General features: G+C 63.6%; 21 protein-coding genes. 16 read left to right on the top strand and 5 right to left on the bottom strand.

What is annotated here, in order from left to right:
• Together lolA and ftsK are read right to left on the bottom strand one after the other, a co-directional pair.
• A complete protein-coding gene (lolA, locus tag F3I62_RS18185) occupies window positions 1–627 on the bottom strand; it encodes an outer membrane lipoprotein chaperone LolA (protein WP_160491058.1) in 627 nt (208 codons plus the stop codon).
• A 29-nt stretch (window positions 628–656) separates the two neighbouring features.
• Complete coding sequence (ftsK, locus tag F3I62_RS18180; RefSeq protein ID WP_160491057.1) at window positions 657–3,062, bottom strand: DNA translocase FtsK; 2,406 nt, start codon at window positions 3,060–3,062, stop codon at window positions 657–659.
• A 219-nt stretch (window positions 3,063–3,281) separates the two neighbouring features.
• Here ftsK and trxB point away from each other — a divergent pair, with 219 nt between their 5' ends.
• The 4 genes from trxB (at window position 3,282) to infA (ending at window position 6,036) form a co-directional block, all read left to right on the top strand.
• Window positions 3,282–4,229 carry a thioredoxin-disulfide reductase gene (gene trxB / locus F3I62_RS18175; protein WP_160491056.1) on the top strand — a complete coding sequence of 316 codons (948 nt, stop codon included), beginning with the start codon at window positions 3,282–3,284 and terminating at the stop codon, window positions 4,227–4,229.
• 45 nt (window positions 4,230–4,274) lie between these two features.
• Window positions 4,275–4,955, top strand: coding sequence for a leucyl/phenylalanyl-tRNA--protein transferase (gene aat, locus F3I62_RS18170; RefSeq protein ID WP_160491055.1), 681 nt, complete (start codon window positions 4,275–4,277; stop codon window positions 4,953–4,955).
• A gap of 54 nt (window positions 4,956–5,009) precedes the next feature.
• Window positions 5,010–5,717 carry an arginyltransferase gene (locus tag F3I62_RS18165; RefSeq protein WP_160491054.1) on the top strand — a complete coding sequence of 236 codons (708 nt, stop codon included), beginning with the start codon at window positions 5,010–5,012 and terminating at the stop codon, window positions 5,715–5,717.
• Window positions 5,718–5,817: 100 nt separating this feature from the next.
• Window positions 5,818–6,036: a translation initiation factor IF-1 gene (infA, locus tag F3I62_RS18160; protein WP_002553999.1), complete on the top strand. Its 219-nt coding sequence runs from the start codon at window positions 5,818–5,820 to the stop codon at window positions 6,034–6,036.
• A 139-nt stretch (window positions 6,037–6,175) separates the two neighbouring features.
• On the opposite strand, the gene clpA is transcribed toward infA, so the two are convergent.
• Together clpA and clpS are read right to left on the bottom strand one after the other, a co-directional pair.
• The gene (clpA, locus tag F3I62_RS18155) at window positions 6,176–8,446 is read right to left on the bottom strand and encodes an ATP-dependent Clp protease ATP-binding subunit ClpA (RefSeq protein WP_160491053.1); all 2,271 of its coding nucleotides are present in this window, start codon (window positions 8,444–8,446) and stop codon (window positions 6,176–6,178) included.
• A gap of 29 nt (window positions 8,447–8,475) precedes the next feature.
• Window positions 8,476–8,838, bottom strand: a complete 363-nt coding sequence (gene clpS, locus F3I62_RS18150; RefSeq protein WP_160491052.1) for an ATP-dependent Clp protease adapter ClpS — start codon at window positions 8,836–8,838, stop codon at window positions 8,476–8,478.
• Between the two features lie 231 nt (window positions 8,839–9,069).
• Between clpS and cspD the strand changes: the two genes are divergently transcribed.
• Window positions 9,070–9,333, top strand: a complete 264-nt coding sequence (gene cspD, locus F3I62_RS18145; protein ID WP_160491051.1) for a cold shock domain-containing protein CspD — start codon at window positions 9,070–9,072, stop codon at window positions 9,331–9,333.
• 64 nt (window positions 9,334–9,397) lie between these two features.
• Here the strand turns inward: cspD and icd are convergent, their stop codons facing one another.
• Window positions 9,398–10,654: an NADP-dependent isocitrate dehydrogenase gene (gene icd / locus F3I62_RS18140; RefSeq protein ID WP_160491050.1), complete on the bottom strand. Its 1,257-nt coding sequence runs from the start codon at window positions 10,652–10,654 to the stop codon at window positions 9,398–9,400.
• Between the two features lie 325 nt (window positions 10,655–10,979).
• On the opposite strand from icd, the gene F3I62_RS18135 reads away from it, so the two are divergent.
• From F3I62_RS18135 to F3I62_RS18085, 11 genes are all read left to right on the top strand, one after another.
• Window positions 10,980–11,426 carry an NUDIX hydrolase gene (locus F3I62_RS18135; protein WP_160491049.1) on the top strand — a complete coding sequence of 149 codons (447 nt, stop codon included), beginning with the start codon at window positions 10,980–10,982 and terminating at the stop codon, window positions 11,424–11,426.
• 64 nt (window positions 11,427–11,490) lie between these two features.
• A complete protein-coding gene (gene mnmA / locus F3I62_RS18130; RefSeq protein ID WP_160491048.1) occupies window positions 11,491–12,621 on the top strand; it encodes a tRNA 2-thiouridine(34) synthase MnmA in 1,131 nt (376 codons plus the stop codon).
• The gene (gene hflD, locus F3I62_RS18125; protein ID WP_160491047.1) at window positions 12,618–13,238 is read left to right on the top strand and encodes a high frequency lysogenization protein HflD; all 621 of its coding nucleotides are present in this window, start codon (window positions 12,618–12,620) and stop codon (window positions 13,236–13,238) included. Before mnmA ends, hflD begins: the two co-directional genes overlap by 4 nt.
• Before the next feature lies 1 nt (window position 13,239).
• A complete protein-coding gene (locus F3I62_RS18120) occupies window positions 13,240–14,103 on the top strand; it encodes a DMT family transporter (RefSeq protein WP_160491046.1) in 864 nt (287 codons plus the stop codon).
• Window positions 14,104–14,500: 397 nt separating this feature from the next.
• On the top strand, window positions 14,501–16,015 hold the full coding sequence (locus F3I62_RS18115; RefSeq protein WP_178122533.1) for a M28 family metallopeptidase: 1,515 nt from the start codon (window positions 14,501–14,503) through the stop codon (window positions 16,013–16,015).
• 197 nt (window positions 16,016–16,212) lie between these two features.
• Window positions 16,213–17,583 carry an adenylosuccinate lyase gene (gene purB / locus F3I62_RS18110; RefSeq protein WP_160491045.1) on the top strand — a complete coding sequence of 457 codons (1,371 nt, stop codon included), beginning with the start codon at window positions 16,213–16,215 and terminating at the stop codon, window positions 17,581–17,583.
• A 60-nt stretch (window positions 17,584–17,643) separates the two neighbouring features.
• Entirely contained in the window at window positions 17,644–18,810 is a 1,167-nt protein-coding gene (locus F3I62_RS18105; protein WP_160491044.1) for a cupin domain-containing protein, read from the top strand.
• Window positions 18,803–19,228: a GNAT family N-acetyltransferase gene (locus tag F3I62_RS18100; RefSeq protein WP_160491043.1), complete on the top strand. Its 426-nt coding sequence runs from the start codon at window positions 18,803–18,805 to the stop codon at window positions 19,226–19,228. The genes F3I62_RS18105 and F3I62_RS18100 overlap by 8 nt, the downstream gene beginning before the upstream one ends.
• Before the next feature lie 40 nt (window positions 19,229–19,268).
• Window positions 19,269–19,898: a histone acetyltransferase HPA2 gene (locus F3I62_RS18095; protein WP_160491042.1), complete on the top strand. Its 630-nt coding sequence runs from the start codon at window positions 19,269–19,271 to the stop codon at window positions 19,896–19,898.
• Window positions 19,895–20,704, top strand: a complete 810-nt coding sequence (locus F3I62_RS18090; protein WP_160491041.1) for a secretin N-terminal domain-containing protein — start codon at window positions 19,895–19,897, stop codon at window positions 20,702–20,704. The genes F3I62_RS18095 and F3I62_RS18090 overlap by 4 nt, the downstream gene beginning before the upstream one ends.
• A gap of 471 nt (window positions 20,705–21,175) precedes the next feature.
• A complete protein-coding gene (locus tag F3I62_RS18085) occupies window positions 21,176–22,771 on the top strand; it encodes an isocitrate lyase (protein WP_160080831.1) in 1,596 nt (531 codons plus the stop codon).
• The last annotated feature ends 520 nt before the right edge of the window (window positions 22,772–23,291 follow it).

Genomic DNA, 23,291 nt, shown 5'->3' with positions numbered 1-23,291 from the left:
TTATTCCTGAATGACGTCGGCGCCCTCAGGCACGTCGAAGGTGAACAGCGCGGGGTCGAGCTGCTCGTTCATCTTCACGCTGAGGAACAGGATATTGGTGCGCTGGCCGATGCTGTCGATCAGTTGCATGTCGTTGATCACGCCACGGCGGAACGACAGGCGCAGGTTGTCGAACAGGGTGTCCTGGGCCTTCGGCTTGAGCATGAAGTCGACCACTTCGCCGGCTTCCTTGAAGCTGATCTCGAAGTTCTCGCGGATCTTCGACACATCGCCGGACAGCAGCAGCGCCGGGGTGTGGGTCAGGCGCTGATCCAGCGTCTGGATGGTCACCTGCATCAGGTCCGGGTCGTACAGCCAGACCTTCTCACCGTTGGATACCAGCAGTTGCTCCTGCGGCGCATCGGTGTGCCAGCGGAACAGCCCGGGGCGCTTCAGCGCCAGCTGGCCGGCGGTTTCCTGCAGCTGGGTGCCGCTACCGTCCAGGGTCAGCTGGGAGAAACGGGCGCTGATGGTCTGCGCCTGGTTGAGCAGTTCGGTCAGGCGCTTGACCGCCGCCTCGTCGTCCGCCTGGGCGGGAATGGCCAGACAGGCCATGGCGGCCAGCAACAGCATGCGCAACAGTCGCATGGAAATCCTCTTCATCTACGAACTGGGGGTTAATCTCGAACCGGGCTCGGCGCTATCACTTCGCGCGAGCCATTGGTATTCATCGACGTGACCACGCCGGCCATCTCCATGGCCTCGATCATGCGTGCGGCACGGTTGTAGCCGATCTTCAGCTTGCGCTGCACGGCGGAGATGGACGCTCGGCGACTCTCCAGCACGAAGTTGACCGCTTCGTCGTACAGCGGGTCGGACTCGCTGCCCTCGCCGCCTTCACCGCTGCTGCCGCCGTCGAAGCCGCTGCCGGCCTCCTCGACGCCGGCCAGGATGTCCTCGATGTAGTCCGGCGCGCCGCGTTGCTTCCAGGCCTCGACCACGCGGTGCACTTCATCGTCGGAAACGAAGGCGCCATGTACGCGGATCGGCAGGCCGGTACCCGGCGGCAGGTAGAGCATGTCGCCGTGGCCGAGCAGCTGTTCGGCGCCGCCCTGGTCGAGGATGGTGCGCGAGTCGATCTTGCTGGAAACCTGGAAGGCCATGCGGGTCGGGATGTTGGCCTTGATCAGGCCGGTGATCACGTCGACCGACGGCCGCTGGGTGGCGAGGATCAGGTGGATACCGGCGGCGCGGGCCTTCTGCGCAATCCGCGCGATCAGCTCTTCGACCTTCTTGCCGACGATCATCATCATGTCGGCGAATTCGTCGACCACCACGACTATGGTCGGCAGGCTCTTCAGCAGCGGCGCCTCGTCTTCCATGGACTCGCGACGGTACAGCGGGTCGGTCAGCGGCGTGCCGGCCTCCTCTGCGTCCTTGACCTTGCGGTTGAAGCCGGCCAGGTTGCGCACGCCCATGGCGGCCATCAGCTTGTAGCGGCGCTCCATCTCGGCGACCGACCAGCGCAGGGCGTTGGCGGCCTCCTTCATGTCGGTCACCACCGGGCACAGCAGGTGCGGGATGCCCTCGTAGATCGACAGTTCGAGCATCTTCGGGTCGATCATGATCATCCGCGCCTCTTCCGGCGTGGACTTGAACAGGATCGACAGGATCATCGCGTTGACCCCCACCGACTTACCGGAACCGGTGGTACCGGCCACCAGCAGGTGCGGCATCTTGGCCAGGTCGGTGATCACCGGCTTGCCGCCGATATCGTGGCCCAGGGCCAGGGTCACCGGCGACTTGGCGTCGTCGTACTCGGCCGACGACAGCACCTCGGAGAAGCGCACGATCTGCCGATCTTCGTTAGGAATCTCGATGCCCACGGTGGTCTTGCCCGGAATCACTTCGACCACGCGCACGCTGATGATCGCCATCGAGCGCGCCAGGTCCTTGGCCAGGCCGGAGATGCGGCTGACCTTGACCCCCGGCGCCAGCTGGATCTCGAAGCGGGTGATCACCGGGCCCGGGTGCACGGACTCGACCATGACCTCGACGCCGAACTCCTTGAGCTTGATCTCCAGCAGGCGCGACATGGCCTCCAGGGACTCGGGGGAATACTGCTTCTGCTTCTTCTCGGCCACATCGAGCAGGGAAATCGGCGGCAAGGTGCCGGCCACGGCGCTGTCCTCGAACAGCGGCACCTGCTTCTCTTTCAGCACGCGCTTGCTCGGCTCGGGCGCCTTGGGGGCCGGCGGCGGTGCAATGACCGGTGCCGGGCGGCTCTCGCGCTCGCTCATGTGCTTGGTCAGGGCTTCCTCGCGGGCAATCAGACGCTCCTTGACCTTGGCCTGTTCGCGGCGATCGGGCACCACCGGGGCGGCCACTTCGCTGACCCGGTCATCGACCTCGCGCAGCTTGGCCACCAGTTGCTTGCGCTCGACCCGGGCACTCCACCAGCGGTTGATCAGGCTGTTGATCAGTTCGATCAGGTCCAGGGTGATCTTGCCGGTGACATCCATCACCTTGAACCAGGACAGGTCGGTGAACACGGTCAGGCCGAACAGGAACAGGGAGATGAACAGCAGCGTACTGCCCTGGATATTCAGGGCGCCGACCGCCAGCGCACTGAGGCTCTCGCCCAGCGCACCACCGGCCGAGGCCGGCAGGCCGGCGCCATCATGGAAGTGGATATCGGCCAGGGCGGCGCCGGCCAGAACCAGGAAGACCAGGCCGATCAGGCGCCAGGAGAACAGCCAGCCGCTCCACTGCCAGGGCTGGTGGCGATTGCGGAATACCTGCCAGGTCTTCACCGCCAGCAGCAGTGGGAACACATAGGCGAAATAGCCGAGGACCATGAACAGGATATCGGCGAACCAGGCCCCCGCACGGCCGGCGGCATTCTGCACCTGCTCGACGTTGCTGGTGTGGCTCCAGCCCGGATCACGCTGGTCGTAGGTCAGCAGCGCCATCCACAGGTAGAGGCAGAGCGCACCGAGTGCGATCAATGCACCTTCCTTGAGGCGGTAGTGCAATTGCTGGCGCCAGAGCGGAACCTGGGCAGTAGGAGTGGAGTTTTTCAAGCGCTGCTTTTCCTGCGCCCTGGGCGCGACCAACGATCAGTTGAAAACCTAAAGTCGGACTATTGTACGGATTTACAGGTCCGATGCCATGCCAGGCGCAGCGCGGCGGCGCGTTTTGCCGGCCCTTGCGCTTCGGTGTAGCATACCCGGCAGCTTCTTACCTGCGGCTCAATTGGAGCACGCATTCTCTTTTGTGACAAAGGCTTATGAGGTCTTTTTATGAGCGAAGTCAAGCATTCACGCCTGATCATTCTGGGCTCTGGCCCTGCCGGCTACACCGCTGCCGTCTATGCCGCCCGCGCCAACCTCAAGCCCCTGGTCATCACCGGCATCCAGCCCGGCGGCCAGTTGACCACCACCACCGAAGTCGACAACTGGCCGGGTGACGTCGAAGGCCTGACCGGGCCGGCACTGATGCAGCGCATGCAAGAGCATGCCGAACGCTTCGATACCGAGATCGTCTACGACCACATCCATACCGCCGAGTTGCAGCAGAAGCCCTTCACCCTCAAGGGCGACAACGCCACCTACACCTGCGACGCCCTGATCATCGCCACCGGCGCCAGCGCCCAGTACCTCGGCCTGCCCTCGGAAGAGGCCTTTTCCGGCAAGGGCGTATCCGCCTGCGCGACCTGCGACGGTTTCTTCTACCGCAACCAGGTGGTCTGCGTGATCGGCGGCGGCAACACCGCCGTGGAAGAAGCCCTGTACCTGGCCAACATCGCCAAGGAAGTGCACCTGATCCATCGCCGCGACAAGCTGCGCTCGGAGAAGATCCTCCAGGACAAGCTGTTCGAGAAAGCCGCCAACGGCAATATCCGCCTGCACTGGAACCACACCCTGGACGAAGTACTGGGCGACGCCAGCGGCGTGACCGGCGTGCGCCTGCGCAACACCGACGACGGCAGCAGCAAGGAGCTGCAACTGGCCGGCGTGTTCATCGCCATCGGCCACAAACCCAACACCGAACTGTTCCAGGGCCAACTGGAAATGCGTGACGGCTACCTGATCGTGCAGGGCGGCAACGAAGGCAACGCCACCCTGACCAGCATCGACGGCGTGTTCGCCGCCGGTGACGTGGCCGACCATGTCTACCGCCAGGCCATCACCTCGGCCGGTGCCGGCTGCATGGCCGCGCTCGACGCCGAAAAATACCTCGACGTCTGAGGTGCGCGCAGGCGGGTGCCACGCGCCCGCCCTGCACTCCCCCACATGCTGACCTGGCTGCAACGCGACAACCTCGACTTCCCGCCACTGGATAAAGCCCTGCGCGAACCCAATGGCCTGCTCGCGGCTGGCGGTGATCTCTCGCCGGCGCGCCTGGTCGCCGCCTATCGACATGGCTGCTTCCCCTGGTACACGCAAGGCCAGCCGCTGCTGTGGTGGTCGCCAGACCCGCGCACCGTGCTGTTTCCCGACGAATTCCACCTGTCACGCAGCCTGGCCAAGCTAATCCGCCAGCAGCGCTTCAGCGTCACCTTCGACCACGATTTCGCCGCCGTCATCCAGGCCTGCGCCGCACCGCGCGACTACGCCGACGGCACCTGGATCACCGAAAGCATGCAGCATGCCTACCTGCAGCTGCACCGCCAAGGCATTGCCCACTCCGTCGAGGTCTGGGAAGGCGAGCAGCTGGTCGGCGGCCTGTATGGCCTGGCCATGGGCCGACTGTTCTTCGGCGAATCGATGTTCAGCCGCCGCGACAACGCCTCCAAGGTCGGCTTCGCCACCCTGGTCGACAAACTGCGGCATTGGGGTTTCGCCCTGATCGACTGCCAGATGCACACCCAGCACCTGCACAGCTTCGGCGCCCGGGCGATACCGCGCAGCGAGTTTGCCAGCTACCTGCAGCACTACCTCGACCAACCCAGCTCGGCAGACTGGCTTGCCTAGGCGACACCGCCAGGCTGGCATACACTTGTTTATGGGTTTTCCCGAGGGTTGACCATGACCGAGCTGGCCCGTCTCAAGTTCTACGCCACCCAGCCACATCCTTGCAGCTACCTGCCCGAGGAACAGGCCACTACGCTGTTTCTCGACCCCAGCCAGCCCATGGATGTGCAGGTGTATGCCGAACTGTCCGAGATGGGTTTCCGCCGCAGCGGCGACCACCTCTACCGCCCCCACTGCCAGCGCTGCACGGCCTGCGTCCCGGCCCGCATCCCCGCCGCCCAATTCATCCCCAACCGCCAGCAGCGGCGCATCCTCAAGCGCAACGCGGACATCCAGGTGCGCGCCGTGCGCCCGGCGTTCAACGAGGAATACTACGACCTCTACGTGCGCTACATCGAACAGCGCCATGCCGATGGCGACATGTACCCGCCCAGCCGCGACCAGTTCAGCACCTTCCTGGTCCGCGACCTGCCCTTTGCGCGCTTCTACGAGTTCCGCCTGAACCAGCGCCTGCTCGCCATCGCCGTCACCGATGTGCTGCCCAACGGCCTTTCGGCGGTTTACACCTTCTACGACCCCGATGAAGAACGCCGCAGCCTGGGCCGTTTCGCCATCCTCTGGCAGATCGGCGAAAGCGCTCGACTGGGCCTGCAGGCGGTCTATCTCGGCTACTGGATCAAGAACTGCCGGAAGATGAGTTACAAGACCCAGTACCGCCCCATCGAGCTGTTCGTCAATCAGCGCTGGACCGCCCTCAGCTGAAGCCCTTGGCGGCAGGCCGCATTTTCGGGCACAATGCACGCCGCTTTTGCCTGGGGCCAGTTGCGCCGGGCCATTCATTGGACACCGAGGGCTTTACTGCATGTCGAAAGAAGACAGCTTCGAAATGGAAGGCACTGTCGTCGACACCCTGCCCAACACCATGTTCCGTGTGGAGTTGGAAAATGGGCACGTCGTTACCGCGCATATCTCCGGAAAGATGCGCAAGAACTACATCCGCATTCTCACTGGCGACAAGGTCCGCGTCGAGCTGACGCCGTACGACCTGAGCAAGGGCCGTATCACCTACCGCGCCCGCTAAGAGCCTGCTCAAAGGCTGCTGCGCGCTGACCATACCGTGTTGAAAACGGCCTGAATCCAGCTCGCGAGCCTTTGAACAAGCCCAGTTGATATGAAAACGCCCGGCACTGCCGGGCGTTTTCGTTTGCCTCTTTTTCCGATCAGGCCGGCTCTGCCGTGGTCTCGAACTCGAAACGCAGCTCGTCGCCAACCAGGTCGATGTGCACCACACCGCCATGCTCGGCCAGTTCGCCGAAGAGGATTTCCTCCGCCAGCGGACGCTTGATCTTGTCCTGGATCAGGCGCGCCATCGGCCTTGCCCCCATCGCCACGTCATAACCCTTCTCGGCCAGCCAGCCACGCGCCGCATCACTGACTTCCAGCAGCACGTGCTTGTCCTCGAGTTGCGCCTGCAGCTCGGTGAGGAACTTGTCGACGATGCTCTTGATCACCTCGTGACTCAGGCGACCGAACTGGATGATGGTATCCAGACGATTGCGGAACTCCGGAGTGAAGCTCTTCTTGATCACTTCCATGGCATCGGACGAGTGGTCCTGATAGGTGAAGCCGATAGAGGCCCGCGCCGCGGTTTCCGCCCCGGCGTTGGTGGTCATGATCAGGATCACGTTGCGGAAGTCCGCCTTGCGCCCGTTGTTGTCGGTCAGGGTGCCGTGGTCCATCACCTGCAGCAACAGGTTGAAGACTTCCGGATGGGCTTTCTCGATCTCGTCGAGCAGCAGCACGCAATGCGGCTGCTTGGTGATCGCCTCGGTCAGCAGACCGCCCTGGTCGAACCCGACGTAACCGGGCGGCGCACCGATCAGGCGCGACACGGTGTGCCGTTCCATGTACTCGGACATGTCGAAACGCACCAGCTCGATGCCCATGGCCTTGGCCAGCTGACGAGCGGCCTCGGTCTTGCCGACACCGGTCGGCCCGGCGAACAGGAAGGAGCCTACCGGCTTGTCCGGCGCCTTGAGGCCGGCACGCGACAGCTTGATCGCGGTCGCCAGGGAGTCGATCGCCGCATCCTGGCCGAACACGGTCAGCTTGAGGTCGCGTTCCAGGTTGCGCAGCAGCTCCTTGTCGGAACTGGTGACGTGCTTCGGGGGAATCCGCGCGATCTTGGCGACAATGTCTTCGACCTGGGCGACCTCGATGCGCTTGGCGCGCTTCTCTTCCGGCTGCAGGCGCTGGTAGGCACCCGCCTCGTCGATCACGTCGATGGCCTTGTCCGGCATGTGCCGGTCATTGATGTAGCGCGCCGCCAGCTCGGCAGCCGCACGCAGAGCCTCGTCGCTGTACTCGATATGGTGATGCTGTTCGAAGCGCGCCCTGAGCCCGCGCAGGATGCCCACGGTATCCTCGACCGACGGCTCGCTGACATCGACCTTCTGGAAGCGTCGGGCCAGGGCACGGTCCTTCTCGAAGATGCCACGGAATTCCTGGAAGGTGGTGGAGCCGATGCAGCGGATCTCGCCCGACGACAGCAGCGGCTTGAGCAGGTTGGACGCATCCATCACCCCGCCCGACGCCGCCCCGGCTCCGATGATGGTGTGGATCTCGTCGATGAACAGGATCGCCTGCGGGCGCTTGCGCAACTCGTTAAGCAAGGCCTTGAAGCGCTTCTCGAAGTCACCGCGGTACTTGGTGCCCGCCAGCAGCGCGCCGAGATCGAGGGAATACACCACGCTACCGGACAGCAGGTCCGGCACCTGACCATCGACGATGCGCTTGGCCAGCCCCTCGGCGATGGCGGTCTTGCCCACCCCGGCCTCGCCGACCAGCAGCGGGTTGTTCTTGCGCCGCCGCGCGAGGATCTGCGCCACGCGCTCGACTTCCTGCTCGCGGCCGACCAACGGATCGATACGCCCCTGGCGGGACAGCTCGTTCAGATTGCTGGCGTAGGCATCCAGCGGATTGCTCGAGGTGGGCGAATCGCCACTCTCGTCGTCCTGCATTTCCTGTTCGCTGTCGGAATGATCCGCATGCCCCGGCACCTTGGAGATGCCATGGGCGATGTAGTTGACCACGTCGATGCGCGCCACGCTCTGCTGCTTGAGCAGAAACACGGCCTGGCTTTCCTGCTCGCTGAAGATCGCCACCAGCACGTTGGCACCGGTCACTTCGCGCTTGCCCGAACTCTGCACATGGAAGACCGCACGCTGTAGTACGCGCTGGAAGCCCAGGGTCGGCTGGGTTTCGCGCTCTTCGTCGTGCTGGGGAATCAGCGGCGTGGTGGAGTCGATGAACTCCTGCAGATCGTGACGCAGTTTGTCCAGATTGGCGCCGCACGCACGCAGCACGGTGGCGGCAGCCTCGTTATCCAGCAGGGCGAGCAGCAGGTGCTCTACCGTCATGAATTCATGTCGCTTGCCGCGTGCCTCCTTGAAGGCCAGATTGAGGGTGACTTCCAGCTCTCGATTCAACATAGCTTCACCTCTTACCCAAGCGGCCGGTATTAACCGTCCTTCTCTATCTCACAGAGTAGCGGATGCTGGCTTTCCCGGGCGTACTGGTTGACCTGCATGGCCTTGGTTTCTGCGATATCGCGGGTATACAGACCGCAGATTGCCCGCCCCTCTGTATGGACGGTCAGCATGATCTTGGTGGCCAGCTCGCGGTTGTGGTTGAAGAACAACTCCAACACCTCGACCACGAAGTCCATCGGCGTGTAGTCGTCGTTGAACAGCAGCACCTTGTACATCGGCGGCGCCTGCAGCGACGGCTTGGCTTCCTGAACAGCCAGACCGGAACCCTCGTCCTCGCGCGTTGCGGGACGATCCTGATTGAATGTTAGACGAATCTGGCTACTTGCATGCATGCGAAATTGAATGCTTCGTGGCTGAGCGAACAGGGATGCTAGACAGGTTTATGACCGGCTTCTCAGCCAGCTGCCGAAGCGCCTTGACTAACGGCAAAAGGGTGTTACAAACAGTTAGTACCCGTCTCGGGTATCGGGGTTCCGCGCACTCGCCCAGCCCGGTTGATTGCATGCGCGGAACTGAAGTGGATGATACTCCAGAGATGGAGTCCTTTGCAGAGGGATGTCAGCATGCTTAGCGGTAAGGTCAAGTGGTTCAACAACGCCAAGGGCTACGGGTTCATCGTGGCCGACGGCCGAGATGAGGACCTGTTCGCCCACTACTCGGCCATCCAGATGGACGGTTACAAGACTCTCAAGGCCGGCCAACCGGTGAGCTTCGATATTCTGCAAGGCCCCAAGGGCCTGCACGCCGTGAATATCAGCGCCGCTCAGGCTACCAGTGAAACGCCGGCGACCACCAGCTCGCCACAGAGCGTACCGGTAGAAGCCTGATAAAAAGCCTGGAATAAAAAAGGCCGGTCATATGACCGGCCTTTTTTTGTTGCCGCTGGTCGCCTTACATCTTGGCGATCATGGCATCACCGAACTGCGAGCAGGACAGCAGCTCAGCACCTTCCATCAGACGCTCGAAGTCGTAGGTCACGGTCTTCGCGGCGATGGCACCGTTGGTGCCCTTGATGATCAGGTCGGCCGCTTCGGTCCAGCCCATGTGGCGCAGCATCATCTCGGCGGAGAGGATCAGCGAGCCCGGGTTGACCTTGTCCAGACCGGCGTACTTCGGCGCAGTACCATGGGTCGCTTCGAACATGGCGATGGTATCGGACAGGTTGGCCCCCGGCGCGATACCGATACCGCCCACTTCGGCCGCCAGGGCGTCGGACAGGTAGTCACCGTTCAGGTTCAGGGTGGCGATCACGTCGTACTCGGCCGGACGCAGCAGGATCTGCTGCAGCATGGCGTCGGCGATGGCGTCCTTGACCACGATGTTCTTGCCGGTCTTCGGGTTCTTGAACTGCATCCACGGGCCGCCATCCAGCAGCTCGGCGCCGAACTCGTCACGTGCGACTTCGTAGCTCCAATCCTTGAAGGCACCTTCGGTGAACTTCATGATGTTGCCTTTGTGCACGATGGTCAGCGAGTCACGGTCGTTGTCGACAGCGTACTGCAGAGCCTTGCGCGCCAGGCGCTTGGTGCCTTCCTTGGAAACCGGCTTGACGCCGATACCGCAGTCCTGGTCGAAACGGATCTTGGTGACGCCCATTTCTTCCTTCAGGAACTTGATGACCTTGTTCGCCTCGGGCGAACCGGCCTTCCACTCGATACCGGCATAAATGTCTTCGGAGTTTTCACGGAAGATGGTCATGTCGACATCGCCAGGCTTCTTCACCGGGCTCGGCACGCCTTCGAACCAGCGCACCGGGCGCAGGCAGACATACAGATCCAGCTCCTGGCGCAGGGCCACGTTCAGCGAGCGGATGCCGCCACCGACCGGAGTGGTCAGCGGGCCCTTGATGGAAACAACGTAGTCACGTACGGCTTCCAGGGTTTCTTTCGGCAGCCAGGTGTCCTGGTCGTAGACCTGGGTGGCCTTCTCGCCGGCGTAGACTTCCATCCAGGAAATCTTGCGCGCGCCGCCGTAGGCTTTTTCGACGGCCGCATCGACGACCTTGATCATCACCGGGCTGATGTCGACGCCGATGCCATCACCCTCGATGAACGGGATGATCGGGTTGTTCGGTACGTTCAGGGACATGTCGGCGTTGACGGTGATTTTGTCACCGGTCGCTGGCACCTGGATCTTCTGGTATCCCATGCTTGACTCCGTTGTTTTCGTGGTCTGACATTCCGCCACGCGGATGGCGTGGCGAATGGAACTTTGGGTCTCGGAAAGGCGACACATTCTTGTAGTTTTTCTACAGAAAGTCACGCACTTTTCGACATTTCCTTACCGCATTGCGGCTACGAGAGCTGCGCCAATGCTGCCTCGCAGCACTTCTTGTAGTCAAACTACAGGCGGCACTACATAAGCTCGCAATTGCAACCGACTTTTATCCTAGCAGCTCGCCTGCGGAATGCGCGGATCTGGTCGCTGGCAGAATCTGCCGCTACCATCCGACGCCCTATTTGCGGAGGTGCATATGCGCTTTACTCCCCACGTTACGGTGGCGACCGTCGTAGAAGACCAGGGGCGCTTCCTCCTGGTCGAAGAGCTGGCTGGCGGCCAGGTGGTATTAAACCAGCCTGCCGGTCATCTGGAAGCCGACGAAAGTCTCATCGACGCCGCTTTGCGCGAAACCCTGGAAGAAACCGGCTGGCAGGTCGAGCTGACCGCCGTCACCGGTATCTACCTCTACACCGCCCCAAGCAACGGCGTGACTTACCAGCGCGTGTGTTTCGCCGCCAAGCCAATGCGCCATCTGGCGGACAGCCCGCTGGACGACGGCATCATCGGTCCGCGCTGGCTGACCCGCGAAGAACTGGCCGAGCAACCCGAGCGCTGGCGCAGCCAGCTGGTGCTGCGCTGTATCGACGACTACCTGGCCGGCGAACACTTCCCGCTCAGCCTGATCCGCGATCCGGCCTGATTCGCCGCCGGGCGCCCGCGCCTGCTAGAATCGCGCCCTCCTGCAGTCACCACCCACGATTCCTATGTCCAGCACCACCACCGCCCCCGCCCAACAACGCGTAATCGTCGGCATGTCCGGCGGCGTGGACTCTTCCGTGTCCGCTCTCCTGCTGCTCGAACAGGGTTACCAGGTGGAAGGCCTGTTCATGAAGAACTGGGAAGAGGACGATGGCACGGAATACTGCACCGCCATGGACGACCTGGCCGACGCCCAGGCCGTGTGCGACAAGATCGGCATCAAGCTGCACACCGCCAACTTCGCCGCCGAATACTGGGACAACGTGTTCGAGCACTTCCTCGCCGAATACAAGGCCGGACGCACGCCGAACCCGGACATCCTGTGCAACCGCGAGATCAAGTTCAAAGCCTTCCTCGAGTACGCCCTGAGCCTGGGCGCCGACCTGATCGCCACCGGCCACTACGTGCGCCGCCGCGATAGCGACGGCCGCAGCGAGCTGCTCAAGGGCCTCGACCCGAACAAGGATCAGAGCTACTTCCTGCACGCCGTCGGCGGCGAGCAGATCGGCCGCACCCTGTTCCCGGTCGGCGAACTGGAGAAACCCCAGGTGCGCGCCATCGCCGAGAAATACGAGCTGGCCACTGCCAAGAAGAAGGACTCCACCGGCATCTGCTTCATCGGCGAACGGCGCTTCAGCGACTTCCTCAAACAGTACCTGCCCGCCCAGCCGGGCGACATCGAGACCATCGAGGGTGAAGTGATCGGCCGCCACCACGGCCTGATGTACCACACCATAGGCCAGCGCCAGGGCCTCGGCATCGGCGGCCTCAAGGACGCCGGTGACGAACCTTGGTACGTGCTGGCCAAGGACCTGAAGCGCAACGTGCTGCTGGTCGGCCAGGGCAACGAACACCCCTGGCTGTTCAGCCGTGCCCTGCTCGCCTCGGAAATCTACTGGGTCAACCCGGTCGACCTGAGCGGCCCGCGCCAGCTCACCGCCAAGGTGCGCTACCGGCAGAGCGACCAGACCTGCACCCTGGAACAGACCGCGAACGGCTACCGCGCCGTGTTCGCCGAACCACAGCGCGCCGTCACCCCCGGCCAGTCCGTTGTGTTCTACGATGGCGAGGTCTGCCTCGGCGGCGGCGTGATCGAAAGTGCCGAACCCTGGTTTGCCGGAGCCAGCCTGGCATGAGCCCGATTCAGGAGCAGTTGACCGCCCTCGCCGCCGTCTTCGAAGCCACCACCCTGGTGGACAAGATCGCGCGCACCGGCCAGGCCAGTGAAGCCGACATCAGCTGTCTGCTCGGCAGCCTGCTGGTACGCGACCCGAAGAACACCCTGGAAGTCTACGGCGGCGACGATCTCAACCTGCGCGAGGGTTACAAGGCCCTGGCCAGTGCCCTGGAACGCAACCCGGCGAGCCTGCAGCGCGAGCCGCTCCGCTATGCCCTGGCCCTGCTCGGCCTGGAGCGCCAACTGGCCAAGCGCGACGACCTGCTGCAGGTGATCGGCAGCCGACTGGACCAGATCCAGCAACAGGTCGGTCACTTCGGCCTGACCCACGAGAACGTGATTTCCTCCTGCGGCGCCCTATACCAGGACACCATCAGCACCTTCCGTCAGCGCATCCAGGTGCAGGGCGACATGCGCTTCCTGCAGCAGGCCGGCAACGCGGCGAAGATCCGCGCCCTGCTGCTCACCGGCATCCGCTCGGCGCGCCTGTGGCGCCAGCTCGGCGGTAGCCGCTGGCAACTGGTGCTCGGCCGCCGCAAGCTGCTCAAGGAACTCTACCCGCTGCTGCGCGGCTGACATGAATCCACCCTCGCGCAGCAGCAAGCCCGCCCAGGGCGCCCTGCTGCTGGCGCTTTCCGCATTGCTGTTCTCGCTGATGGGCGTCGGCATCCGCGAGGTCTCGCTCAGCGTCAACAACGAGTCGGTGGTGTTCTTCCGCAACCTGGTCGGCGTGCTGTTCTTCCTGCCGCTGGTGCTGCTCAAGGGCCCCCGGCCGCTCAAAACCACCCGTCTGAAGTCCCACCTGTGGCGCACCACCTACGGCCTGGCGGCGATGTACTGCTTCTTCTACGCCATCGCCCACCTGCCGCTGGCCGACGCCATGCTGTTCACCTACTCGGCGCCGGTATTTACACCCGTGATTGCCTGGTGGTGGCTGAAGGAGCCGCTGACCCGGCGCATGCTGCTGACCACCGGCATCGGCCTGCTCGGCGTGCTGCTGGTGGCCAAGCCCAGCCAGGCGCTGCTCGACAGCCAGGCGCTGGTAGGCCTGGCCGCCAGCATCCTGGCCGCCTTCGCCTTCGTCTCGATCCGCGAGATGAGCGACACCGAACCGGCCTTCCGCATCGTCTTCTACTTCGCCCTGTTCAGCACCCTGATCTCCGCCATCCCGCTGACCTGGGCCTGGCAGGCACTGGACAGCCACGACCTGGGTCTGCTGCTGGTGGTCGGCCTGCTGGCCACCGTCAGCCAGATCGTCATGTCCAAGGCCTACGCCCTGGCCCCGCCCGGCATCATCGGACCCATCGCCTACCTGGCCATCGTCTTTGCCGGGCTGATCGCCTGGCTGCGCTGGGGCGAAATGCCCGATCTGACCTCGCTGCTCGGCGCCGCACTGATCTTCGCCGCCAGCCTGCTGTCGATCCCCCGGCGCGCCGGCTGAATGGCAAGCCGGGCAATCGCGCCACCTCGCTCTTCCCTTCGAGCACTGCAACAGGTCTTGCAGAGGGCAAACGCCCCTGTTGGCCAATCATGCCCGTATGCCGGCCAATCCCGGCCCCAGGCCACCAACATTGCCGATCCTCGCCGCAATACGCCGCTACAGCCTGAGCCAGAATGACAGCAGCACGCCGGGTATCGGTCGCCGCAGGTGTGGACTTGCACGAACGACAACCAGCATTCGCCGCTACTAGCAGTTGCCGGGATTTGCTCTACGCTTCCCAAGCAGCCTGACACGGCAATGGATGAAATTGAAATGGCAGTCGGCCAGGCGACCATGGCCACTGAAGTGCTCAAAGGCGTTGTCTTCGGTGAGATTTGTTTCACACAGGAGCACCCCCATGAGAACGATGAAGCTGACGCTGCTGACAGCAGCCCTCCTCTCCGCTCAGCAGAGCACCGCAGCCGTCCCGGTCGATACCGAAGTCTTCCGTGCGGCCATTACGCCGCAAGGCGTGCGCGCGCATCAGTTAGACCTTCAAGCCATCGCCGATGCCAATGGCGGTACGCGCGCCGCGACGACACCGGGCTATCAGGCCTCCCTCGACCATATCAGGGGGCTGGTCGAATCCGCCGGCTACTACGTGACGGTGCAGCCCTTCGAATTTCCCTACTTCGAGGAACTGTCACCGGCACAGCTCGAACAAGTGGCGCCAGTGGCCACTGTATACCCCTACTCCGACGTCGCCGGCTTCCTCACCATGGAATACTCCAGCGCCGGCGCGGTTACCAGCACTGCCGAAGGCGTCGACCTGCAGCTGCCCCCAGGCGCCACGGCCAACAGCTCGACCAGCGGCTGCGAGGCGGAGGACTTTGCCGGCTTCACGCCCGGCAATATCGCCATCATCCAGCGCGGCACCTGCAGCTTTTTGCTGAAGGCACAGAATGCCGAAGCGGCGGGCGCGAGCGGCGTGGTGATCTTCAACGAGGGCCAGGCGGATCGTACCGAGGCCTTCAGCGGTACCCTCGGTGAACCGTCCGTCAGCATACCGGTGGTCGGCGCCGCCTTCGCCGTCGGCGAGGAGCTGGCGGCCGAGGGCGTGGTGGCCCGCATCCTGGTCGACGCCATCTCGGAGCTTCGCAGCACCGAAAACCTTATTGCCGAGACACCTGGAGGGCGCGACGATCGCGTCGTGGTGGTCGGCGCGCACCTCGACTCGGTGGCGGAAGGCCCCGGTATCAATGACAACGGCAGCGGCTCGGCAGCACTGCTCGAAATGGCGCTGCAGCTGGCCGAAATGGGCGTCGAACCCGTCAACCAGCTGCGCTTCGCCTGGTGGGGAGCCGAGGAGGCCGGGCTGCACGGCTCCCAGGCCTACGTCGACAACCTAAGTGCGCGCGACATCAAGAACATCGCAGTGAACCTCAACTTCGACATGATCGGCTCGCCCAACTTCGTGCGCTTCGTTTACGACGGCGACGGCTCGGCGACCGGCACTGCGGGCCCCAACGGTTCCGGCAATATCGAGAAAATCTTCCTCGACTACTTTACCGGACAGGGATTGCCGGTCGAGCCGACCGCCTTCGATGGCCGCTCCGACTATGGTCCCTTCATCGCCGTAGGCATTCCGGCCGGCGGTCTCTTCACTGGCGCCGAGGACATCAAGACCGCCGAGCAGGCAGCCATCTACGGTGGAACCGCCGGAGCGCCGTACGACCCCTGCTACCACCAGGCCTGCGACACCTATGCCAACAACAGTGACGAGGCGCTGGACCAGATGTCCGATGCCGCGGCTCATGCGCTCTTCACCTTCGCGATGACCAGTTCGTCGGTCAATGGCACCGACAAGGGCTCGGACAAGGCGCAGAAGGCCGCAGAGGCACTCGACTACCAGGGCAACAAACTGCGCCGCTAAGGCGTAGCAGCCGGGGGGGCCCTGCCTCCCGGCAATCCCTGAATATCCAGGGCGACGCTTCAGTCTGAACTGATCCCAACTCCTCTTGCCCAACACGGGGTCAGGGCGCAAACGGCAACCTTCAGGCTACGGCCTGCGCCACGATTTCATGTATGATGTGCGCCCTTTTCGTTGACCGACAGTCCGAGAACGCCTCCATGCAGCTTTCCTCGCTCACCGCGGTTTCCCCCGTTGATGGCCGTTACTCCTCCAAAACCAGCGCCCTGCGCCCGATCTTCAGCGAATACGGCCTGATCCGTTTCCGTGTCATGGTCGAAGTCCGCTGGCTGCAGCGCCTGGCCGCCCACGAAGGCGTCGCCGAAGTGGCACCCTTCTCCGCCGAAGCCCAGGCCATCCTCAACGAGCTGGCGGACAACTTCGCCGTCGAGCACGCCGAGCGCGTGAAACAGATCGAGCGCACCACCAACCACGACGTCAAAGCCGTGGAGTACCTGCTCAAGGAACAGGCCGCCAAGCTGCCGGAACTGGCCGCGGTCAGCGAGTTCATCCACTTCGCCTGCACCAGCGAGGACATCAACAACCTGTCCCACGCCCTGATGCTGCGCGAAGGCCGCGACGGCGTACTGCTGCCGTTGATGAAGCAGATCGCCGCCGCCATCCGCGAGCTGGCGGTCAAGTTCGCCGACGTGCCGATGCTCTCGCGCACCCACGGCCAGCCGGCTTCGCCGACCACCCTGGGCAAGGAACTGGCCAACGTGGTCTACCGCCTGGAGCGGCAGATCGCCCAGGTCGCCGCCGTGCCGCTGCTGGGCAAGATCAACGGCGCCGTGGGCAACTACAACGCCCACCTGTCGGCCTACCCGCAGATCGACTGGGAAGCCAACGCCAAGCAGTTCATCGAGGGCGACCTCGGCCTGCAGTTCAACCCCTACACCACCCAGATCGAGCCGCACGACTACATCGCCGAGCTGTTCGACGCCATCGCCCGCTTCAACACCATCCTCATCGACTTCGACCGCGACGTCTGGGGCTACATCTCCCTCGGCTACTTCAAGCAGAAGACCGTGGCCGGCGAAATCGGCTCCTCGACCATGCCGCACAAGGTCAACCCGATCGACTTCGAGAACTCCGAAGGCAACCTGGGCATCGCCAACGCACTATTCCAGCACCTGGCCAGCAAGCTGCCGATCTCCCGCTGGCAGCGCGACCTGACCGACTCCACCGTGCTGCGCAACCTCGGCGTCGGCTTCGCCCACAGCGTCATCGCCTACGAAGCCAGCCTCAAGGGCATCGGCAAGCTGGAGCTGAACGAGGCACGCATCGCCGCCGACCTGGACGCCTGCTGGGAAGTGCTGGCCGAGCCGATCCAGACCGTGATGCGCCGCTACGCCATCGAGAACCCCTACGAGAAGCTCAAGGAGCTGACCCGCGGCAAGGGCATCAGCCCGCAAGCCCTGCTCAGCTTCATCGACGGCCTGGACATGCCGGCCGCCGCCAAGGAAGAACTCAAGCAACTGACCCCGGCCAACTACATCGGCAACGCCGTAGCCCAGGCCAAGCGCGTCTGACAGACGCATCTCTTTTGCACGCCCGGCTGTGCCGGGCGTTTTTATTTCAAAGGCTTGCACATGACTACTGATGTACCTCTTCAACTGCTCGGCGGTCTTACAGCCCGTGAATTCCTGCGCGATTACTGGCAGAAGAAACCCCTGCTGATCCGCCAGGCCATCCCTGACTTCGAAAGCCCGATCAGCCCGGACGAACTGGCCGGTCTGGCCCTGGAAGAAGAAGTCGAGTCGCGCCTGGTCATCGAGCACGGCGAGCGCCCCTGGGAACTGCGCCGCGGCCCGTTCGCCGAGGACGCCTTCGGCCAGCTGCCGGAGCACGACTGGACCCTGCTGGTGCAGGCCGTCGACCAGTTCGTTCCGGAAGTCGCCGAACTGCTCAAGCAGTTCAACTTCCTGCCCAGCTGGCGCATCGACGACGTGATGATCAGCTTCGCCGCGCCCGGCGGCGGCGTCGGCCCGCACTACGACAACTACGACGTGTTCCTCCTGCAGGCCCACGGCCAGCGCCGCTGGCGCATCGGCCAGATGTGCGACGCCGACAGCGCCCTGCTGGAACACAGCGACCTGCGCATCCTCGCCGACTTCGCCCAGACCGACGAATGGGTGCTGGAGCCTGGCGACATGCTCTACCTGCCGCCGCGCCTGGCCCACTTCGGCACCGCCGAGGACGACTGTATGACCTATTCGGTAGGCTTTCGCGCGCCCAGCGCCGCCGAAGTGCTGACCCACTTCACCGACTTCCTCGCCCAGTTCCTGCCGGACGAAGAACGCTACAGCGACGCCGGCACGGCGCCGACCGCCGACCCGCACCAGATCCAGCGCGACGCCCTCGACCGCCTGAAAGCCCTGCTGGCCGAGCACATGGGCGACGAGCGCCTGCTGCTGACCTGGTTCGGCCAGTTCATGACCGAGCCACGCTACCCGGAACTGATCGCCGGCACCGAAGTCGACGACGACGAATTCCTCGCCGCCATCGAGCAAGGCGCGGTACTGGTGCGCAACCCCAGCGCGCGCATGGCCTGGAGCGAGGTGGATGTCGGCCTGGTGCTGTTCGCCAGCGGCCAGAGCCGCCTGCTGCCGGCCGAGCTGAAGGACCTGCTGCGCCTGATCTGTGCCGCCGACGCCCTGCACGCCGACAACCTCGGCCAATGGCTCGCCAATGAAGAGGGGCGTAAGCTGCTCTGCGAATTGGTCAAGCAAGGCAGCCTGGAGTTTGCCGATGAATGACATTCACGTCCGCCTCGCCAGCTGGCAGAAGGACAACGCCGAGCTGCGCCGCATCCGCGAAGCGGTATTCATCGCCGAACAGGCCGTGCCGGCCGAACTCGAATGGGATGACGAAGACCGCGAGGCCGTGCACTTCCTCGCCCTCGAAGGCGACTACCCGATCGGCACCGCCCGCCTGCTGGCCGACGGCCAGATCGGCCGGGTTTCTGTGCTCAAGGACTGGCGCGGCCTGAAGGTCGGCGACGCGCTGATGCATGCCGCCATCGCCGAAGCGGAAAAACGTGGCCAGCGTGAACAGAAGCTCAGCGCCCAGGTGCACGCCACGGCATTCTATGAACGCCTTGGCTTCCACAGCGAGGGCGCCGAATACCTGGAGGCCGGCATCCCCCATGTACTGATGGTGCGCCATAGCGACTAGCCTGTAAGTAGCGCCCCTGCCACGGCGCCCAGAGGTAGCGATGAACCCAGAAGACGCCCCGCCGAACGAAAGCGAGCCCGACCTGCCGGCCATCGATTTTCACTCGCCGGGGCGTTTCGCCGTGCACAACCCACAGCCCGAGATCCCCGGCCCCGAACGGCGCGAACCGGCACCCTTCGAGCTGGGCCGCGAGGCCAGCCTGCAGCGCTTCGCCAGCGCCGAAGAGGCCCAGGCCCACGCCCTGGCCCTGCTGCAACAGAGCCGGCACAGCCTGTGCCTGTACACCCCGGACCTGGAACCCTGGCTGTACAACCACAGCAGCGTGCAGGAGGCCTGCACCCGCCTGCTCCTGGCCAGCCCGAGAAATCGCCTGCGCATCCTGCTGCGCGATGTCGGCAGCCCGGTCAGCCTCGGCCACCGCCTGCTCAACCTGGGCCGGCGGGTGACCAGCAACCTGCATATCCGCCGCCTCAACCCCGACCTACCCTGCGAAGAAAGCGCCTACCTGCTGGCCGATGCGCACGGCCTGCTCCTGCGCCCGCAGGCCGATGCGTGGGCCGGCTACGCCTGGTATAACGACCCGGCACGCGTGCGCCAGCAACAGGCACAATTCGACCAGGCCTGGAACACCAGCGTGCTCGACCCCGACCTACGGAGCTTCCTGCTATGACCTTGCGTACCTGCCTGGCCACCCTGCTGCTGGCCCTGTGTCTGCCGCTGCAGGCCGCCACCGAACTGCTGCCGCTGAACTACCGCACCGCCGACGAGGTGATTCCGGTGGTGCAGTCGGTACTCGACGGCCAGGGCAAGGTCAGCGCCTATGGCAACCAGCTGGTGGTGAATGCCTCGGCGGAGAAAATCCAGGAGATTCGCGAACTGCTCAGCCAGCTGGACACCGCGCCACGCCGCCTGCTGATCAGCGTCGACACCAGCGAATCGGGCTATCAGGACAGCGAAGGCTATGCCGTCAACGGTTCCGCCAGCGCCGGCAACGTCGAGATCGAAGCCGGCCGCGGCGAAGTCCACGGGCGCGACCAGGTGCGCATCATTCGCCGCTCCACCGACAGCCGCAACGGTGGCATCCAGCAGGTACAGACCACCGAAGGCTATCCGGCGCTGATTCAGGTCGGCCAGAGCGTGCCGCTGACCAGCACCAGCATCGGCCCCTACGGGCAGATCTCGCAGAACACCGAGTACCGCAATGTCACCCAGGGCTTCTACGTCACCGCCAGCGTGACCGGCGACAGGGTCCACGTCAGCATCAGCAGCAACAACGACCGCATGAACCGCTCGCAACCCGGAGTGATCGATGTGCAGAGCACCGACACCCGCGTCAGCGGGCGCCTGGGCGAATGGATCACCCTCGGCGGGGTCAGCGAGCAGAGCCAGAACGACGACAGCGGCTTCCTGCGCCGCCACTCCACCCAGGGCGCCAACGACATGAGCATGCGCATCAAGGTCGACGCACTGGACTGACGCGAAGGCTCTGGCTGGCCGTGTAGTGGCGACGCACGGACACTACAAATTCGTTGACGCAACCCTGTTTGAAAGGCATCATGGCCCCGCTCCCGCTAGCCAGGGGCTCCGTCAAGGGGTCTCCAGATCGGCTCCGTACCACCATTCGGAACGATCCGTGTTTTAACAGCCCACAAGGCGTTTCGACGAGGTTGCGACTGGAACGAAAGTTGTCCTGAGGGACGGGGAAGCCAGCGTATCAGCCAGACCGTTTGACCAGTCAACGCCCGCCCCGGCTAGCCATGCCGGCAAGCCAGCAGACGACTCGGTTGCGGACTGCTTGTCTCGTCACCCCCTCCTCCGCGTTCTGCTCTCGTCCCTGTCGATATTTCGGCGTTCTGTTTTGTGTCGCCCGCAACAGCAAGTTTTTTGCACGTTGGTTTTGGGTGGGAAGTCGGTGCTCAACCAAACTCAAACTTTGAAGGATTGACCATGTCAGCTTATCAAAACGACATCAAAGCCGTTGCCGCCCTGAAAGAAGCCGCAGGCAGCAGCTGGAGCGCTATCAACCCGGAATCCGTGGCCCGCATGCGCGCCCAGAACCGCTTCAAGACCGGCCTGGAAATCGCCCAGTACACCGCCGACATCATGCGCAAAGACATGGCCGAGTACGACGCCGACTCGTCCGTCTATACCCAGTCGCTGGGTTGCTGGCACGGCTTCATCGGCCAGCAGAAGCTGATCTCGATCAAGAAGCACCTGAAGACCACCAACAAGCGCTACCTGTACCTGTCCGGCTGGATGGTTGCCGCCCTGCGTTCCGACTTCGGCCCTCTGCCGGACCAGTCGATGCACGAGAAGACTGCCGTCTCCGACCTGATCGAAGAGCTGTACACCTTCCTGCGCCAGGCTGACAGCCGTGAACTGGACCTTCTGTTCACCGCAGTTGACGCTGCTCGCGCCGCTGGCGACAAGGCCAAAGAAGCCGAGCTGCAAGCTCAGATCGACAACTACGAAACCCATATCGTACCGATCATCGCCGACATCGACGCTGGCTTCGGTAACCCGGAAGCCACCTACCTGCTGGCCAAGCGCATGATCGAAGCAGGCGCTTGCTGCATCCAGATCGAAAACCAGGTTTCCGACGAGAAACAGTGCGGCCACCAGGACGGCAAAGTCACCGTGCCGCACGCTGACTTCCTCGCCAAGATCGCTGCCGTTCGCTACGCCTTCCTGGAACTGGGCATCGACAACGGCGTGATCGTTGCTCGTACCGACTCCCTGGGTGCCGGCCTGACCAAGCAGATCGCCGTAACCAACGCTCCGGGCGACCTGGGCGACCAGTACAACTCCTTCCTGGATTGCGAAGAAGTTTCCGCCGCCGAACTGAAGAACGGCGACGTGGTTCTGAACCGCGAAGGCAAGCTGCTGCGTCCGAAGCGCCTGCCGTCCAACCTGTTCCAGTTCCGCGCTGGCACCGGCGAAGCTCGTTGCGTACTGGACTGCATCACCTCGCTGCAGAACGGCGCCGACCTGCTGTGGATCGAAACCGAGAAGCCGCACGTTGGCCAGATCGCCGCCATGGTTAACGAGATCCGCAAGGTCATCCCGAACGCCAAGCTGGTCTACAACAACAGCCCGTCCTTCAACTGGACCCTGAACTTCCGTCAGCAGGTGTTCGATGCGTTCGTTGCCGAAGGCAAAGACGTTTCCGCCTACGACCGCGCCAAGCTGATGAGCATCGAGTACGACGCCACCGAACTGGCCCAGGTTGCCGACGAGAAGATCCGCACCTTCCAGCGCGACGGTTCGGCTCATGCCGGCATCTTCCACCACCTGATCACCCTGCCGACCTACCACACCGCCGCGCTGTCGACCGACAACCTGGCCAAGGGTTACTTTGCAGACCAGGGCATGCTGGCCTACGTGAAAGGCGTGCAGCGTGAAGAACTGCGTCAGGGCATCGCCTGCGTCAAGCACCAGAACATGGCTGGCTCCGACATCGGCGACAACCACAAAGAGTACTTCGCTGGCGAAGCCGCTCTGAAAGCCTCTGGTAAAGACAACACCATGAACCAGTTCCACTAACAGGAACCGGTTCTCTCGAACAGAGCCACGCCCCTGATCGAGAGTGTTGCCAGACAAACCCCAGCAGCGATGCTGGGGTTTGTTTTTTGTGCAGCGCCTAAAGCCGCACCATCCGCCCAGGCAGGCCTTCGCAGACGCCCAGGCGTGCCCCACACAGAGCGAATCCAAATTGCGACCCGCCCATGCGGGAACCCCGCACGGGCAACCGCAACGCCCGGCGCCCTACCATCGCCCTGCAAGGCAACATCTATATGGGGCCAGCCCTCCTGCACCACCAAGATCGCCCCAATTACGCCCGCTTGGTACCGGCCGGCACGATCGCAACCGGGCGATTGGCCGCCTGAAAGGCGACACCTTGAGCCTCACACTCGGCTTCCGCTGCCCCACTTACAATTATCCGGGCCCGCGCCGAATGTTTTTTTACGATCCTGCAGACAAAAAACTTGTTCCTGATCGGCGGCTAATACAGTGCCGCGTAAACAATTACGGACAGATATCTTTCGCAAAGGCGTCAATCCAG

This window comes from Pseudomonas sp. R-28-1W-6 (genome assembly GCF_009799925.1).
Lineage (GTDB): Bacteria > Pseudomonadota > Gammaproteobacteria > Pseudomonadales > Pseudomonadaceae > Aquipseudomonas.
Note: the sequence above shows the minus strand (reverse complement) of the source record. Positions and strands in the feature narration are given on the sequence as shown.

Bases quoted from the DNA above. Each gene is read 5' to 3' on its own strand.
- lolA (WP_160491058.1), bottom strand. From the start codon at position 627: ATGCGACTGTTGCGCATGCTGTTGCTGGCCGCCATGGCCTGTCTGGCC.
- trxB (WP_160491056.1), top strand. From the start codon at position 3,282: ATGAGCGAAGTCAAGCATTCACGCCTGATCATTCTGGGCTCTGGCCCT.
- aat (WP_160491055.1), top strand. From the start codon at position 4,275: ATGCTGACCTGGCTGCAACGCGACAACCTCGACTTCCCGCCACTGGAT.
- F3I62_RS18165 (WP_160491054.1), top strand. From the start codon at position 5,010: ATGACCGAGCTGGCCCGTCTCAAGTTCTACGCCACCCAGCCACATCCT.
- infA (WP_002553999.1), top strand. From the start codon at position 5,818: ATGTCGAAAGAAGACAGCTTCGAAATGGAAGGCACTGTCGTCGACACC.
- clpA (WP_160491053.1), bottom strand. From the start codon at position 8,446: ATGTTGAATCGAGAGCTGGAAGTCACCCTCAATCTGGCCTTCAAGGAG.
- clpS (WP_160491052.1), bottom strand. From the start codon at position 8,838: ATGCATGCAAGTAGCCAGATTCGTCTAACATTCAATCAGGATCGTCCC.
- cspD (WP_160491051.1), top strand. From the start codon at position 9,070: ATGCTTAGCGGTAAGGTCAAGTGGTTCAACAACGCCAAGGGCTACGGG.
- icd (WP_160491050.1), bottom strand. From the start codon at position 10,654: ATGGGATACCAGAAGATCCAGGTGCCAGCGACCGGTGACAAAATCACC.
- F3I62_RS18135 (WP_160491049.1), top strand. From the start codon at position 10,980: ATGCGCTTTACTCCCCACGTTACGGTGGCGACCGTCGTAGAAGACCAG.
- mnmA (WP_160491048.1), top strand. From the start codon at position 11,491: ATGTCCAGCACCACCACCGCCCCCGCCCAACAACGCGTAATCGTCGGC.
- hflD (WP_160491047.1), top strand. From the start codon at position 12,618: ATGAGCCCGATTCAGGAGCAGTTGACCGCCCTCGCCGCCGTCTTCGAA.
- F3I62_RS18120 (WP_160491046.1), top strand. From the start codon at position 13,240: ATGAATCCACCCTCGCGCAGCAGCAAGCCCGCCCAGGGCGCCCTGCTG.
- F3I62_RS18115 (WP_178122533.1), top strand. From the start codon at position 14,501: ATGAGAACGATGAAGCTGACGCTGCTGACAGCAGCCCTCCTCTCCGCT.
- purB (WP_160491045.1), top strand. From the start codon at position 16,213: ATGCAGCTTTCCTCGCTCACCGCGGTTTCCCCCGTTGATGGCCGTTAC.
- F3I62_RS18105 (WP_160491044.1), top strand. From the start codon at position 17,644: ATGACTACTGATGTACCTCTTCAACTGCTCGGCGGTCTTACAGCCCGT.
- F3I62_RS18100 (WP_160491043.1), top strand. From the start codon at position 18,803: ATGAATGACATTCACGTCCGCCTCGCCAGCTGGCAGAAGGACAACGCC.
- F3I62_RS18095 (WP_160491042.1), top strand. From the start codon at position 19,269: ATGAACCCAGAAGACGCCCCGCCGAACGAAAGCGAGCCCGACCTGCCG.
- F3I62_RS18090 (WP_160491041.1), top strand. From the start codon at position 19,895: ATGACCTTGCGTACCTGCCTGGCCACCCTGCTGCTGGCCCTGTGTCTG.
- F3I62_RS18085 (WP_160080831.1), top strand. From the start codon at position 21,176: ATGTCAGCTTATCAAAACGACATCAAAGCCGTTGCCGCCCTGAAAGAA.